This is a genomic window from Gordonia sp. IEGM753, assembly GCF_050321825.1.
Taxonomy (GTDB): Bacteria; Pseudomonadota; Gammaproteobacteria; order Pseudomonadales; family Pseudomonadaceae; genus Aquipseudomonas.
Genome location: NZ_JBNQGB010000001.1, coordinates 271,651 through 286,352 on the forward strand (window position 1 = coordinate 271,651; position 14,702 = coordinate 286,352).

The window sequence follows — 14,702 nt, forward strand, 5'->3', positions numbered from 1 at the left end:
TTCGCCAGCCGAACGTGCATACCACTTATGAGCGATAACAACTCGCAGTGGTTCCATTCTATGCCTCTTATGTCCGGTTCACCTGTGCCGTATCAACGCCCGGTCAACATCGCATCCGCTGGTGCATCCGCGCGCAGTTGAGCGGTGAGCATGAAGTACACAAACCCTACCGCCATGAAACCGAGGAAGATCAACCCGATCAAGGCGTTGAACCACGCCATCGCGATCAGGCACACCACCGCCAATACCAGGGCGATCATCGGTACGAGCGGATAGCAGGGCGCGCGGAAGGTGCGTTCCAGGTTGGGTTCGGTTTTGCGCAGTTTGAATAGGCTGAGCATGCTCATGATGTACATCACGATGGCGCCGAATACGGCCATGGTGATCATCGCAGCGGTGAGTGTCATGCCGCCCAGATTGATCAAGCCGTCACTGTAGATGGCCGCGATGCCGATCAGGCCACCGGCGATGATTGCGCGGTGTGGCGTCTGGAAACGCGACAGCTTGGCCAGTGATTTGGGCAGGTAACCGGCGCGGGCTAGGGCGAAGAACTGGCGCGAGTAGCCGAGGATGATTCCGTGGAAACTGGCAACCAGGCCGAACAGACCGATCCACACCAGCATGTGCAGCCAGCCAGAGCTTTCGCCGACCACGGTTTTCATCGCTTGCGGTAACGGGTCGTTGATGTTCGACAGCGTGCGCCAGTCGCCGACGCCGCCGGCAAAAAACATCACGCCCATCGCCAGTAACACCAACGTCAGGATGCCGCTGATGTAGGCCTTGGGAATCGTGCGTTTTGGGTCTTTGGCTTCTTCGGCAGCCATGGCCGCGCCTTCGATGGCGAGGAAAAACCAGATGGCAAACGGGATTGCAGCGAACATCCCCGCAATCGCTGGCGCCCCGAACACATCGGAACCGGCCCAGCCATTGAGCGCGAAGTTGCTGAAACTGAAGGCCGGAGCAACCACGCCCATGAACACCAGTAGTTCGGCCACGGCCAGCACGCAGACGATCAGTTCGAAGGTGGCGGCGAGTTTTACCCCGAGGATGTTCAGGCCCATGAACACAATGTAGGCGCCGACCGCCGCGTGTTTCGGGTCAAGCGCCGGGAATTGCACATTCAGGTACGCGCCGATGGCCAGGGCAATTGCGGGCGGGGCGAAGACGAATTCGATCAGCGTGGCCAGTCCGGCGATCAATCCACCTTTCTCGCCAAAGGCACGACGGCTGTAGGCAAAGGGCCCGCCGGCATGCGGAATGGCGGTGGTCAGTTCGGTGAAACTGAAGATGAAGCAGGTGTACATGGTGGCGACCATAAAGGACGTGACCAGAAAGCCGAGCGTACCGGCGACACCCCAGCCGTAACTCCAGCCGAAATATTCACCGGAAATCACCAGCCCCACGGCGATGCCCCACAGGTGCAACGTGCCGAGCGTGGGCTTGAGTTGTGTGTTCATGCGTTTGCTCCCTCAACGGTTTAAACAGCTCGGGGAGGGCGTGTGCAGTGGGCGTGCCAGTGTTGGGCGGGCGGTCGTAAAGCGTAAAAACGCGTCGTATCGGGGATGTTCGGCGCTGAATGTCGGCGTTTTGTGCGCCAGTTGGGGGCAGTGGTGTCAGTTATGCCGCCATCGCGAGCAGGCTCGCTCCCACATTTGGAATGGGTTTGCTCGGACAACGCGACTCTCTTGTTGGAACAGGCTTGCTCTTACCTTGGAATGCATTGCCCGGGCAACGCCAATCCCTGTGGGAGCGAGCCTGCTCGCGAAGAGGCCCGCCCTCACGGCACAAAACCTGGGCGTAACGCCGCCATAAACCCACTCTTTACGCTTTCTTTATGCCCATCCAACCCCCTCGATCTCGTTCCTTTACAGCCTCTGTCACGACAATGGCTCCACACGCGGCAATACGCCGTAACACGGAGAACTTCCATGAGCGTTCTGGACGGAGTGTCACTGCTACTGGCAGTGGGGCTGTTCATTTATCTGTTGGTTGCGCTGTTGCGCGCGGACCGGAACTAGGAGCGGCTATGCACAGTTATGACTATTTGCTGATCATCGCCTTCTTCGCTGTGGTGCTGATTCCGGCACCGTTCCTGGGGCGGTTCTACTACAAGGTGATGGAAGGTCAGCGCACCTGGCTGACGCCGATCCTCGGGCCGGTCGAGCGCGGGTGTTACAAAGTGGCCGGCGTCGATCCACAGGCTGAACAGAGCTGGCAGAAATACACCTTGGCCTTGCTCGCCTTCAACCTTGCGGGCTTCTTGCTGTTGTTCGCCATCCTGATGTTCCAGGATTATCTGCCGCTCAACCCGCAACATTTGCCGGGGCAAGAGTGGACGCTGGCGTTTAACACCGCCGTCAGTTTCATGACCAACACCAACTGGCAGGCCTACAGCGGTGAAGCCTCGCTGAGCTACCTCAGCCAGATGGTCGGCCTGACCGTGCAGAACTTTGTCAGCGCCGCCACCGGCCTCGCCGTGCTGGTTGCCTTGTGTCGCGGCATCGGTCGCAAGTCGACCAAAACCCTCGGCAACTTCTGGGTCGACATGACCCGCGCCACACTCTACGGCTTGCTGCCGCTGTGCCTGCTGCTGGCGCTGTACCTAGTGTGGCAGGGCGTGCCGCAAACCTTCGCGCAATACGTGAATGCAGTGACCCTGCAGGGCGTCGATCAAGTGATCCCGCTGGGCCCGGCGGCCAGTCAGATTGCGATCAAGCAACTGGGCACCAACGGTGGTGGCTTCTTCGGTGTCAACTCGGCGCATCCGTTCGAGAACCCGACCGCGTGGAGCAACCTGTTCGAGATGGGCTCGATCATCCTGATCCCGGTCGCGCTGGTGTTCACCTTCGGCCACTACGTGAAAGACCTGCGTCAAAGCCGCGCGATCATCGCCTGCATGCTGACGTTGTTTTTGATCGGCGGTGCGACCTCGATGTGGGCTGAATACCAACCCAATCCCACCTTGAACAACGCCGCCGTCGAACAGACCGCGCCGCTGGAAGGCAAGGAAGCACGGTTCGGCACCACCGCCACGGTACTGTGGTCGGTGACCACCACTGCGGCGTCCAACGGTTCGGTCAATGCCATGCACGACAGCCTTAACCCGCTGAGCGGCATGGTTGCGCTGGTGAACATGATGGTCGGCGAAGTGATCTTCGGCGGCGTCGGTGCCGGGCTCTACGGCATGTTGTTGAACGTGTTGATCGCCGTGTTCCTCGCCGGCCTGATGATCGGTCGAACACCGGAATACCTCGGCAAGAAACTTCAGGCAAAGGAAGTCCAGTTGCTGGTGGTGACCTTGCTGGTCATGCCGGTGGGCGTGTTGGTGCTCGGCGCGATTGCCGCCAGCCTTCCCGGGCCGGCCGGAGCGATCAGCAACCCGGGGCCGCACGGCTTCAGCCAGTTGCTGTACGCCTACACCTCCGCCAGCGCCAACAACGGCTCGGCATTTGGTGGCTTGAGCGCCAACACCACGTTCCACAACCTGATGCTGGGCCTGGGCATGTTGATCGGCCGCTTCGGTTACATCCTCCCGGTACTGGCGTTGGCCGGCAGCCTGGCGATGAAGAAAACCGCGCCCATCGGCCAGAACAGCTTCCCGACGCACGGCCCGCTGTTCGTGACCCTGCTGACCGTGACCATTTTGCTGGTGGGTGGCCTGACCTTCTTGCCGACGCTGGCGCTGGGTCCGATTGCCGAACACTTGAGCATGGGCTTCTAAGGAATCCATCATGAATATGCCTGTCAGTAAAACCGCCGTAGTCAAGGCGCCGGAACAACCGAAAACCGCGATCTCGGCCCTTTGGCGGCCGGCGTTGGTGCAAGCGTTCGTCAAGCTCGACCCTCGGCAATTGCAGCGTGCGCCGGTGATGCTGGTGGTCGAACTGACCGCCATCCTGACCACCGTGCTGTGCTTCGTTCCCGATGCGGCGGTGCCGACGTATGTCGCCGCGCAAATCGCGTTGTGGCTGTGGTTCACCGTGCTCTTCGCCAACTTCGCCGAAGCCTTGGCCGAAGGTCGCGGCAAGGCTCGCGCTGATAGCCTCAAGGCTGGTAGTGAGGGCTTGAGTGCTCGTCGCAAAACCGCCAACGGCACCTTTCAAGTAGTGCCGGCGACCAGCCTGCGCAAGGACGATGTGGTACGCGTCGAGGCCGGGGAAATGATCCCCGGTGACGGCGAGGTCATCGAAGGCATCGCGGCGGTCAACGAGGCGGCGATTACCGGTGAATCGGCGCCGGTGATCCGTGAATCCGGTGGCGACCGTTCTGCCGTCACCGGCAACACTCGCCTGGTGTCCGACTGGCTGTTGGTGCGGATTACCGTCAACCCTGGCGAGTCGACACTGGACCGCATGATCGCGTTGGTCGAAGGCGCAAAACGCCAGAAAACCCCGAACGAAGTAGCGCTCGACATCCTGTTGATCGGCCTCACGCTGATCTTCCTGCTGGTGGTGGTGACCCTGCAACCGTTCGCCCACTTTGCCAACGGCAGCTTGCCGCTGGTGTTCCTGGTGGCGTTATTGGTCACGCTTATTCCGACCACCATTGGCGGCTTGCTGTCTGCGATTGGTATCGCCGGGATGGACCGCTTGGTGCGCCTGAACGTGATCGCCAAATCCGGTCGCGCCGTGGAAGCGGCGGGTGACGTGCATGTGCTGCTGCTGGACAAGACCGGCACCATCACCTTCGGCAACCGTCGCTGCACCGCTGTTTACGCGGCGCCCGGCGTGACCGCCAAGGAGCTGGCCGAAGGTGCACTGTTCGCCTCGTTGGCGGACGACACAGCGGAAGGCAAGTCCATCGTCGAATACCTGCGAGGCCTGCATTCGCAGACGGAGCCATCGGCTGATGCGCTGACCGCCGTGCCGTTCACTGCCGAGACTCGCCTGTCGGGTGTCGACTATCAGGGCCGCGTGTTTCGCAAAGGCGCGGTGGATTCGTTGCTCGCTTTCGTCGGCCTCAAACGTGCGGACCTGGCACCTGCGTTATCGCGTGAAATCGACAAGATTGCGCAGAGCGGCGGCACACCGTTGCTGGTGTGTGCCGACGGCAAATTGCTGGGTGCGATCCATCTCAAAGACGTGGTCAAGCCTGGCATCCGCGAGCGGTTCGCCGAGCTGCGCAAGTTGGGGATTCGCACGGTGATGGTCACCGGTGACAACCCGCTGACCGCTGCCGCCATTGCGGCCGAAGCGGGCGTGGATGATGTGCTGGCCGAGGCCACGCCGGAGAAGAAACTGGCGCGTATTCGTCACGAGCAGAATGACGGCCGCTTGGTAGCGATGTGCGGCGACGGTGCCAACGATGCGCCTGCGCTGGCCCAGGCAGACGTCGGCATGGCCATGAACGACGGCACGCAAGCAGCTCGCGAGGCGGCGAACATGGTCGACCTCGACAGCGACCCGACCAAGCTGTTGGACGTGGTGCAAATCGGCAAGGAATTGCTGGTGACGCGCGGTGCGTTGACGACGTTTTCCATCGCCAACGACGTGGCCAAGTACTTCGCGATTCTGCCGGCGCTGTTCGCCTCGATCTACCCGCAACTGGGCGTGCTGAACATCATGCACCTGACCAGTCCGCAGAGCGCGATTCTGTCGGCGATTGTGTTCAACGCCTTGATCATCGTGGTGCTGATTCCGTTGGCATTGCGCGGTGTGCGAGTACAAGCCGCGAGTGCCGCCGCGTTGCTGCGCCGTAATCTGCTGATCTATGGCCTGGGCGGGCTGCTGGTGCCGTTCGTGGGCATCAAGGCCATCGACATGCTGCTGACGGCGCTGCATCTGGTTTGATGATCTATCGGGTTGTGCGGGCCTTCGTGGTGAAGGAAGTTTTGTGGTGAAGGAATTTTGTGGCGAGTGGAGTCTGTGGCGAGGTGAATTTGTGGCGAGGGGATTTATCCCCGTTCGAGCGCGAAGCGGTCGCTTGCCCGATGTTTGCGATGTGTTGGAAGAAATGAGGTTGGGGTTTTGGGGCTGCTGCGCAGCCCAACGGGGATAAATCCCCTCACCACAAATTCCCCTCACCACAAAAATCCATCACCACAAACCCCGTCATCACCAAATCCCGTGATCACAAAAATTTCCTTGCCACAAAAGCTACAGCACCACAGAGCTCCAGTAACAGAGAGCCGTACACCACAAAGGCTTTCTTACCAAGCCTTCCAGCCACAGGTTTAGTGCCTGTGTTACCTGAATTCGAGGATTTTGAAATGTCCACCCTGATTCGTCCGGCCTTGAGCCTGCTGGTCTTGATGACGCTGATCACTGGCGTCGCTTATCCACTGGTCGTGACGGGGGTTGCCCAGGTCGCGTTTCCGGCGCAGGCCAATGGCAGCCTGGTGCGCGATGCCGATGGCAAGGTCCGTGGCTCGTCACTGATCGCCCAGGATTTTGTCGGTGACGCCTGGTTCCATCCGCGCCCCTCGGCCGGCGCTTTTGCCACCGTGTCGAGTAGCGCCAGCAACCTTTCACCCAGTAATCCGGCATTGGCCACTCGGGTGATCGACGACGCCAACAAGCTGCTGGTGCCGGGCCAAGGGCCGGTGCCGTTGGCCATGCTCACCACCTCTGGCAGCGGCCTCGATCCGCACTTGCCACCCGCAGCGATTGCCTATCAACTGGCGCGTGTTGCGGCGGCGCGTAACGTGCCAGTGTCTACGCTTGAGCGACTGATGAATGCGAACATCGAATCGCCGCTGGTGGGTCCTCCGGTGGTAAATGTGTTGGCACTCAACATCGCGCTGGAAAAACTGTAAGTCGGTGGTGCCGCCATTCGCGAGCAAGCCCGCTCCCACAGGAGACTGTATTCCAATGTGGAAGCAAGCCTGCTCCCACAGGAGACGGTATTCCAATGTGAGAGCAGTCTGCTCCCACAGGAAACGGTATTCCAATGTGGAAGCAAGCCCGCTCCCACAGGAAACTGTATTCCAATGTGAGAGCAAGTCTGCTCCCACAGGAAACGGTATTCCAATGTGGAAGCAAGCCTGCTCCCACAGGAGACTGTATTCCAATGTGGGAGCGAGCCTGCTCGCGATGAGGCCACCACTGACGACATTAAAAACACCTGAAAAAGAGATCCAACAGCATGAGTGATTCCGGCCGCGCCGATGCGTTGTTAGCAGACCTGCCCCGTGATGGTCGTGGCCGGCTCAAGGTTTTCCTTGGCGCCGCGCCGGGTGTCGGCAAGACTTACGCCATGCTCCAGGCTGCGCACACCCAATTGCGCCAAGGAGTGAAAGTTCTCGCCGGCGTTGTCGAAACCCATGGCCGCGCCGAAACCGAAGCGCTGCTCGGCGGTCTGCCGCAGCAGCCGTTGGTGCGCTCGGAATACCGTGGCGTGATGCTCGAAGAAATGGACCTCGATGGCCTGCTCGCCGCCAAGCCGAAACTGGTGCTGGTAGATGAACTGGCCCACAGCAATGCGCCCGGCAGCCGTCACACCAAACGCTGGCAAGACATTCAGGAACTGCTGGCGGCGGGTATCGACGTGTTCACCACGGTCAACGTCCAGCACCTGGAAAGTCTGAATGATCAGGTGCGCGGCATCACCGGCGTGCAGGTTCGTGAAACGCTGCCCGACTGGGTCTTGCAGGAAGCCTATGAACTGCTGCTGATCGACCTGCCACCACGTGAATTGCTTGAGCGTTTGCGCGACGGCAAGGTGTATGTGCCCGAGCAGGCGAGGGCGGCCATCGATGCCTTTTTTACCCAGACCAACCTCACGGCCCTGCGCGAAATGGCCATGCAAACCGCCGCCGCGCAGGTCGACAATGATTTGGCCCAAGGCTATCGCCAACTCGGCCAGGCAGCGCCCGCCGTGCGTGGCCGATTGCTGGTTGGCGTGGATGGCGATGCTCAGGCCGAGCGCCTGGTACGTCACGCCAGCCGCGTGGCTCAGCGCCGGCATTTGCCGTGGAGCTTGGTGCACGTGGACAACGGCAGCGTGCGCGATGAGCAGTCACGCCTGCGCCTGCAAAGTGCCCAGCAACTCGCTGAGCGCCTGGGCGGCGAGGTGGTGTTGCTGCGGGCTGGCGAGGTGGCGAAGACGTTGATTCAGCACGCTGCTGAACGTCGCGCCAGCCTGGTGCTGGTCGGTCAATCGCGGCAGCGTTTGCGTCGGCGCATGTTCGGCGGCGGTCTGGCGTCACGCTTGTTGCGTGATGCTCGCGGGCTGGAAATCAACGTCCTTGACAGTGACCATCAACAGTATCAGCCGCGCCAGCGATCGACGCAGACGCTGGTATGGTTCGATTACGTGCTGGCGCTGGTCGCGACTATTTCCGCCAGTGCGCTGGCTTGGGCGGTGGCGAGTGTGCTGCCGTTGCCAAACATCTCGCTGGTGTTCCTTGCCGCGGTGTTGCTGGTGGCGGTGCGCAGCAGTCTCGGGCCGGCGCTGGCGTGTGCGGCGCTGTCGTTTCTGACCTACGACTTTCTGTTCATTCCGCCGAATTTTTCGTTCGCCATCCAGCGTGAAGAAGACGTGCTGACCTTGCTGTTCTTCCTGTTGATGGCAGCGCTCACCGGTAACCTTGCCGCGCGGCAACGGCGGCAACTGCAAGCGCTGCGCGACACGCAGGAAGAGACCAGCGAACTGCTCGACCTGTCGCGCAAACTCACCGCCGCCACCGACCGCCAGGCTGTGGTCAGCGCCGCGGCGCAGCACCTCAATGGCTGGAGTGATTTGCAGCTGTGCCTGCTCAATCGTGACGGGCCGAGTGGCTGGAAAGTCGAGACCGGTGGTCCGCTAGAATTGACCGAGGCCGAACGCGCCGCCGCCGATTGGGCCTGGCAGCACGATCAGCCGGCAGGCGCGGGCACCGGTACGCTGCCATTGGGTCGTTGGTGGTGGTGGCCGCTGTCGGTCGAGGACGGGCCGTTGGCGTTGCTCGGTGTGTGGGCCAAAGAAGGCCAGACCCTGAGCGGTCAGCGTCGGCGTTTGTTGACCGCGTTAAGCCAGCCGCTGGCGCAAGCGTTGGCCCGTGCGCAACTGGCCGAAGACCTGGAGGCCGCCCGACTGCACGGCGAAACCGAGCAGTTGCGCAGCGCCTTGCTGGCCTCGGTCTCGCACGATTTGCGCACGCCGCTGACCTCGATGCGCGGCAGCATCGACAGTCTGTTAGCGCTGGGCGAAGCCATTCCGCTGGAGGATCGTCGCGAGTTGCTCGAAGGCACACGCGATGAAGCCGAGCGTCTTGATCGTTACATCCAGAATCTGCTGGACATGACCCGCCTCGGCCACGGTGCGTTGAAGCTGGCGCGCGATTGGGTGTCGCCGGCAGACATCGTTGGCAGTGCGCTCAATCGGCTGCGTGCGGTGTTGTCACCGTTGCAGGTCAGCACCGAAGTCCCGGCCGAATTGCCGCTGCTGTTTGTCCACGCCGCGTTGATCGAACAAGCGCTGGTCAACGTCTTGGAAAACGCCGCCCGTTTTTCGCCCGCAAACGGTCGCTTGCAGTTGCGCGCGGGCGCCGATGACAACGAACTGTTTTTTTCGGTGAGCGATGAAGGGCCGGGCATCCCGGAGGAGGACCGCGCGAAGATCTTCGACATGTTCTACACCGCCGCGCGCGGCGATCGCGGCGGGCAGGGCACGGGGTTGGGGCTGGCGATTTGTCAGGGCATGGTGGGCGCGCATGGCGGGCGAATCAGCGTCGCCGACGGCATTGAAGGACGCGGTACCTGCATCACGTTGCACTTGCCTTTACAGGATCAGCCAGACATTGAAGTCGAAAGCTGAAAGTGAAGCCTGATACCCTTTGGACATCCCCATGCTGCGATCAGAAATCATGAGCCAGACCACGACCATTTTGGTCATCGACGACGAGCCGCAAATTCGCAAGTTCCTACGCATCAGTCTCGTCTCCCAAGGCTACAAGGTGCTGGAGGCTGGCACCGGCACCGAAGGTCTGGCGCAGGCCGCACTGAATAAACCGGACCTGCTGGTGCTCGACCTCGGGTTGCCGGACATGGACGGCCAGCAAGTGCTGCGCGAGTTTCGCGAATGGTCGACGGTGCCGGTGCTGGTGCTGTCGGTACGCGCCAGCGAAGGGCAGAAAGTTGAAGCACTGGACGGTGGTGCCAACGACTACGTGACCAAGCCGTTCGGGATTCAGGAGTTCCTGGCGCGGGTTCGGGCGTTGTTACGCCAGGCGCCGGCGGGTGAGGCGCAGCAGGCTGCGCTGACCTTCGGTCCGCTGACCGTCGACCTGGCGTACCGTCGCGTATTGCTCGATGGCAGTGAGGTGGCGTTGACCCGCAAGGAATACGCCGTGTTGGCGCAATTGGCGCGGCATCCGGGCCGGGTCATCACTCAACAGCAATTGCTCAAGGATATCTGGGGCCCGACCCACACCGAAGACAGCCATTACCTGCGCATCGTGGTGGGGCATCTGCGCCAGAAACTGGCGGATGATCCCACCCAGCCACGGTTTATCGTCACCGAAGCGGGGGTTGGGTATCGGTTATTGAGCGAGGGCAGTCTCTAGGTGTATGGAGACTGGTCGGACCCGTTCGCGAGCAAGCCCGCTCCCACAGGAAATTTGCGCCGTTCACAAATCCCCTGTAGGCGCTAATGCTGTTCGTTTAGATGATCTTCAGACAAGCAGAATTCTGTGGTGAGGGGATTCATCCCCGTTGGGCTGCGCAGAAGCCCCAAAAGCTGCAACCGAGGTGTAGCAGGTACACAGCGTGTGCTGGTTTTACGACTGCTGCGCAGCCGAACGGGGATGAATCCCCTCGCCACAAAAGTATAGGTATCGCTTAAGTGAACAGCATTACCGGGGGGGAGCGGGCTTGCTCGCGAAGGGGCCCTCGCTTCCCCTAAAAATCGTCCAGATTACAACTGATCATTCTCATACCGATCCAGCGTATCGCTGGCAATCTCGCGCCCCAGCGCGATCAGCTCCGGTGCTTTGTAAAATTCGAAAAACCGGCACACGCGCTTCGGCACGTTGATCAGAATGTCGGGTGGGTAACCGGCGATTTTGTACTGCGCCAGCGACGTCTGCATCACTTCGAAACTCTGGTTGATCAAATCCAGCAGTGACGCAGGTCCCACGTTGTCGATGATGAACGAGCCGGTGGCGGATTTCGGCGCCCCCGCAGCCTCGGGTGCAGCGGCCGGTTGCTGCGCTTCGGGTTCGGCGGAGGCTAGCCACGGGTTGATGTCTGCCGCTTCGGCCTTCAGCGCTTCCTGTTCCAGCACCAACAATTGTTCTGCCTGCTTGCGTCGGAACGGCAGGTGCGAACCGAGGGAAGTGATCAAGTGATCGAAGCGGGTTTTGAACGCAGCCGGACGCTGGATCACCGGTAATTGATAGTGCCGCTGGTTGGTGGAGTTGAGGTTGACCGCAATGATCAAATCGCAATGGCTCGACACCACCGGCACGATGGGCAGCGGGTTCAACAAACCGCCGTCGACCAGCATGCGATTGCCTTGCATAACGGGTGTGAACAAACTGGGGATCGCCGCCGATGCACGCATTGCCTGGTGCAAACACCCCTCCTGAAACCATATTTCTTGCTGGTTCGTCAGGTCGGTAGCCACGGCCGTATAGGGAATGCGCAGATCCTCGATATTGATCTCGCCCACGATTTTGCGGATTTGTCCGAACACTTTCTCCCCGCGAATCGCCCCCAGACGGAAACTGACGTCCACCAGACGCAACACATCGAGGTAGTCCAGGCTTTCGATCCAGTCGCGATAATCCTTGAGTTTGCCGGCCGCGTAGATCCCGCCAACCACCGCGCCCATTGAACATCCGGCGATACACGCGATGTCGTAACCCCGCCGTTCAATCTCTTCAATGACACCGATATGGGCATAGCCCCGGGCTCCACCTGAGCCCAGCACCAGTGCGACGCGCTTTTTCATGAATGGCCCTCATCTGACAAGGTTTCAACAATGCACCTTTCCAGGGGCGTGCTTCAATCGTTAACGTGGCTCGACACGGCGCAAGCGTCGTTTTTTCGACACTCGATGGCGGCAGATGAATATTCTGCCGGGCGCTATAGTTTCAATGGCGGGCCAAGGCACTTTTCACGCCTGGTAACGTCTTACCTGCACGACTGTTTACCTACCTTGAGGTGTTTTTGATGAAAGCCTGGATATGCGTGCCTTTGATTGCACTGGCACTTGCCGGTTGCGCCGGTAAAACCGCTTATCGCGATAGCTGCGGTAGCCAGATCGATGCGGCCTGGCATGAACTGGATTTGGCCAAGGCCGAAGGTTTCGCCGGCACCGTCAGTTACTCCAAAGCGTTGTCGCTGCTGACCGGCGCCAAAACCCAGCAGCAATTCGAAGCGTATGAAGGCTGCACCAGCAAAGCTGAAAAGGCGCGTTTTTATATTCGTGAATCTCGCGCCGGCCGTTGAAGCATCAGTAACGCAACCGAGAAATTCGATTGAGGGAGCAAGCGATGTCTGCGCTGGTTGACCGGTTAGTCGCTCATGTCTTGAGCCTTGAAGTCCGCTTGCTGGCGTGCCAGGCACGCCTGGTGGCGCGGACAGACCCTGAAGCACTGCACGATTTACGCACCACGGTTCGCCGTTTGCGCAGCCTGTTGCGGCCATTGCGCGGTTTGCCCGGGGTTGAGCAACTGGAAGCGGTGGCGTCCGGCGTGGGCCAACTGACCACCCCGTTGCGTGATCGTGAAGTGTTGGCGGCGTACTTGCTGCAGCATGATCAACCAGAAGCGGCACGATTGCGCATGGCGCAGATGGACAAAGCCTATCCGGCCGTAGCGGCAAGCGCAGAGCTGGCGCAATTGCTGTTGGTACTCGACGCGTTTCCGCGTTTTTTGCGCGCCGCACAGCGTCAGGGTTTGCTTGTGGGCTTGCGTAAGCGCATTGAAAAACGCCTGGCCAAACAGTGGAAAAAGCTCAAACACACCCTGCACGATCCCGCCCATGACCGCCATTTGCTGCGCCTGCTAATCAAACGCGTGCGCTATGGCATCGAGGCCTACCCCGAACTCGACCGTTTGCCTGAGGCGGCGCTGCCTTGTTTGAAGTCGGCGCAAGCCGCGCTCGGTGACTGGCACGATTGCTGGCAGTGGCTGACACGGGCCGAACACGAAGCAGATTTGCTGCCTTGTGTTGCCGTCTGGAAGACCACCATGGCCAAAGCCGAAACCCGCGCCGACCGCGTCCTCGACAAACTCGACGCTGCCTGCTTCAAATCCTGAAGCCAGCAGCGCACGGCCCTGGGCTTATTTGTCAGTACTTTTGGCCGGAATAGGTGCTGTGCAGACCTCGCTGGCTGGTTAATATCCCAGCATCCTTTCTCATGCTCTGAGGTTTTCATGCGCTTTTCCGATTTGCTCGACGCTGTCCGTAGCCAGCCGCTGGAGCTGTCTATCCCGGCCGAATGGGCGCAGGGGCGGGCCAGTTTCGGCGGCCTGGTGGCGGCGTTGCAATACGAAGCCATGCGCGCCCAAGTTCCGGCTGATCGTCCAGTGCGTTCATTGGCGATCACATTTGTCGGCCCGGTCGAACCCGATGTGCCAGTCAGTTTTGAAGTGGATGTGTTGCGTGAAGGCAAAGCCGTCAGCCAGGTGCTGGGCCGGGCGATGCAGAAGGGGCAAGTGGTGACACTGATTCAGGGCAGCTTCGGCGCCTCGCGACCGTCCGAAGTGGCGGTGCCAGCGTTGGCGGCTCCCGAGATGAAACACTGGGACGAATGTCAGGAACTGCCTTATATCAAAGGCCTCACACCGGAGTTCATGCGCCATTTGGCGATGCGCTGGAGTGTGGGCGGGCTGCCTTTTACCGGCAACACATCACGCGATATGGGCGGCTGGGTACGTTTGCGCGGAGATGTAAAACAGGAAGCGCTCAGCGAGGCGCATATTCTTGCGTTGGTCGACGCCTGGCCGCCGGCCTTGTTGCCGCACCTGAAAAAACCGGCGATGGGCAGCACGCTGACCTGGACCATCGAATTCGTTCAACCGTTGCTGGCGCTTGATACGCTGGACTGGTGCAAATACCTGGTGGAAATCGAGCACGCCGCAGATGGCTATGGCCATGCTGCGGCGAAGCTGTGGAGCGCGGACGGTCGCTTGATCGCCATGAGCCGGCAGACGGTCACCATTTTCGCCTGATCCGTTTCAAATGAAGGCGTGACGTCTGTCACGCCTCCATGCTGTGGCCCCGACGCTGTAAACCGAGGGCTGCGAAAACGCCGACAATGCCGATCGCTACGCTGGCGAAGCTCAGGCTGAACACCCCGGAAACAATCAACAAAAACGCCACGATAAACAGCGGCACCGCGATCAATTGCAGCGCGATATGAGCGCTGTGCTGGTCGTTATGTGGCGCGGTGCGCCATTGCCAAGCAGGAAGGTGTGGATGACGTTTGCCCATGTTGGAACTCCTCGATCCGTGTTGAACACATGATTGAAGAATAGGCGCGGTCATTGACGGCGGCGAATCGTGGTTGGCTATGGGCGTGATAGCGTTTTGTGCATGAATTATGTCACGTGGTTTAGCCCTATCGCCGGCAGGCCAGCTCCCACACTGGAACCACGCAAATCCAAGCTGGGATCTGGCCTGGGAACCACACAAATCCAAGGTGGGATCTGGCCTGGGAACCACACAAATCCAAGGTGGGATCTGGCCTGGGAACCACACAAATCCAAGGTGGGATCTGGCCTGGGAACCACACAAATCCAAGGTGGGATCTGGCCTGGGAACCACACAAATCCA

12 protein-coding genes are annotated in these 14,702 nt (G+C 60.4%); 9 read left to right on the top strand and 3 right to left on the bottom strand.

The features are described 5' to 3' along the window. Positions 1-92 precede the first annotated feature (92 nt). Complete coding sequence (gene eat / locus ACQR3R_RS01235; RefSeq protein WP_428270081.1) at positions 93-1,457, bottom strand: ethanolamine permease; 1,365 nt, start codon at positions 1,455-1,457, stop codon at positions 93-95. Positions 1,458-1,928: 471 nt separating this feature from the next. Between eat and kdpF the strand changes: the two genes are divergently transcribed. The 6 genes from kdpF to ACQR3R_RS01265 all read left to right on the top strand — a co-directional run bounded on the left by kdpF (position 1,929) and on the right by ACQR3R_RS01265 (position 10,483). Continuing rightward, on the top strand, positions 1,929-2,018 hold the full coding sequence (gene kdpF, locus ACQR3R_RS01240; protein WP_007899818.1) for a K(+)-transporting ATPase subunit F: 90 nt from the start codon (positions 1,929-1,931) through the stop codon (positions 2,016-2,018). 8 nt (positions 2,019-2,026) lie between these two features. Further along, positions 2,027-3,721 carry a potassium-transporting ATPase subunit KdpA gene (gene kdpA / locus ACQR3R_RS01245; protein WP_428270082.1) on the top strand — a complete coding sequence of 565 codons (1,695 nt, stop codon included), beginning with the start codon at positions 2,027-2,029 and terminating at the stop codon, positions 3,719-3,721. A gap of 16 nt (positions 3,722-3,737) precedes the next feature. Beyond that, entirely contained in the window at positions 3,738-5,789 is a 2,052-nt protein-coding gene (kdpB, locus tag ACQR3R_RS01250; RefSeq protein ID WP_428272586.1) for a potassium-transporting ATPase subunit KdpB, read from the top strand. Positions 5,790-6,208: 419 nt separating this feature from the next. Next, positions 6,209-6,754, top strand: coding sequence for a potassium-transporting ATPase subunit KdpC (gene kdpC / locus ACQR3R_RS01255; RefSeq protein ID WP_428270083.1), 546 nt, complete (start codon positions 6,209-6,211; stop codon positions 6,752-6,754). Positions 6,755-7,083: 329 nt separating this feature from the next. Continuing rightward, a complete protein-coding gene (locus tag ACQR3R_RS01260; RefSeq protein WP_428270084.1) occupies positions 7,084-9,735 on the top strand; it encodes an ATP-binding protein in 2,652 nt (883 codons plus the stop codon). Positions 9,736-9,766: 31 nt separating this feature from the next. Then, positions 9,767-10,483 carry a response regulator gene (locus ACQR3R_RS01265; protein WP_428270085.1) on the top strand — a complete coding sequence of 239 codons (717 nt, stop codon included), beginning with the start codon at positions 9,767-9,769 and terminating at the stop codon, positions 10,481-10,483. A gap of 350 nt (positions 10,484-10,833) precedes the next feature. Here the strand turns inward: ACQR3R_RS01265 and ACQR3R_RS01270 are convergent, their stop codons facing one another. After that, positions 10,834-11,871 (bottom strand): patatin-like phospholipase family protein, encoded by a 1,038-nt coding sequence (locus ACQR3R_RS01270; RefSeq protein ID WP_428270086.1) that lies wholly within the window; start codon positions 11,869-11,871, stop codon positions 10,834-10,836. Positions 11,872-12,092: 221 nt separating this feature from the next. Here ACQR3R_RS01270 and ACQR3R_RS01275 point away from each other — a divergent pair, with 221 nt between their 5' ends. The 3 genes from ACQR3R_RS01275 (at position 12,093) to ACQR3R_RS01285 (ending at position 14,098) form a co-directional block, all read left to right on the top strand. Next, a complete protein-coding gene (locus ACQR3R_RS01275; RefSeq protein ID WP_157711547.1) occupies positions 12,093-12,371 on the top strand; it encodes a hypothetical protein in 279 nt (92 codons plus the stop codon). Between the two features lie 44 nt (positions 12,372-12,415). Further along, the gene (locus ACQR3R_RS01280; RefSeq protein ID WP_428270087.1) at positions 12,416-13,183 is read left to right on the top strand and encodes a CHAD domain-containing protein; all 768 of its coding nucleotides are present in this window, start codon (positions 12,416-12,418) and stop codon (positions 13,181-13,183) included. Between the two features lie 117 nt (positions 13,184-13,300). Continuing rightward, positions 13,301-14,098 carry an acyl-CoA thioesterase domain-containing protein gene (locus tag ACQR3R_RS01285; RefSeq protein WP_428270088.1) on the top strand — a complete coding sequence of 266 codons (798 nt, stop codon included), beginning with the start codon at positions 13,301-13,303 and terminating at the stop codon, positions 14,096-14,098. A 28-nt stretch (positions 14,099-14,126) separates the two neighbouring features. Here the strand turns inward: ACQR3R_RS01285 and ACQR3R_RS01290 are convergent, their stop codons facing one another. After that, positions 14,127-14,360: a hypothetical protein gene (locus ACQR3R_RS01290; RefSeq protein ID WP_428270089.1), complete on the bottom strand. Its 234-nt coding sequence runs from the start codon at positions 14,358-14,360 to the stop codon at positions 14,127-14,129. Positions 14,361-14,702 lie beyond the last annotated feature (342 nt).

Coding starts and splice junctions, on each gene's coding strand:
- eat (WP_428270081.1), bottom strand. CDS start 1,457: ATGAACACACAACTCAAGCCCACGCTCGGCACGTTGCACCTGTGGGGC.
- kdpF (WP_007899818.1), top strand. CDS start 1,929: ATGAGCGTTCTGGACGGAGTGTCACTGCTACTGGCAGTGGGGCTGTTC.
- kdpA (WP_428270082.1), top strand. CDS start 2,027: ATGCACAGTTATGACTATTTGCTGATCATCGCCTTCTTCGCTGTGGTG.
- kdpB (WP_428272586.1), top strand. CDS start 3,738: ATGCCTGTCAGTAAAACCGCCGTAGTCAAGGCGCCGGAACAACCGAAA.
- kdpC (WP_428270083.1), top strand. CDS start 6,209: ATGTCCACCCTGATTCGTCCGGCCTTGAGCCTGCTGGTCTTGATGACG.
- ACQR3R_RS01260 (WP_428270084.1), top strand. CDS start 7,084: ATGAGTGATTCCGGCCGCGCCGATGCGTTGTTAGCAGACCTGCCCCGT.
- ACQR3R_RS01265 (WP_428270085.1), top strand. CDS start 9,767: ATGCTGCGATCAGAAATCATGAGCCAGACCACGACCATTTTGGTCATC.
- ACQR3R_RS01270 (WP_428270086.1), bottom strand. CDS start 11,871: ATGAAAAAGCGCGTCGCACTGGTGCTGGGCTCAGGTGGAGCCCGGGGC.
- ACQR3R_RS01275 (WP_157711547.1), top strand. CDS start 12,093: ATGAAAGCCTGGATATGCGTGCCTTTGATTGCACTGGCACTTGCCGGT.
- ACQR3R_RS01280 (WP_428270087.1), top strand. CDS start 12,416: ATGTCTGCGCTGGTTGACCGGTTAGTCGCTCATGTCTTGAGCCTTGAA.
- ACQR3R_RS01285 (WP_428270088.1), top strand. CDS start 13,301: ATGCGCTTTTCCGATTTGCTCGACGCTGTCCGTAGCCAGCCGCTGGAG.
- ACQR3R_RS01290 (WP_428270089.1), bottom strand. CDS start 14,360: ATGGGCAAACGTCATCCACACCTTCCTGCTTGGCAATGGCGCACCGCG.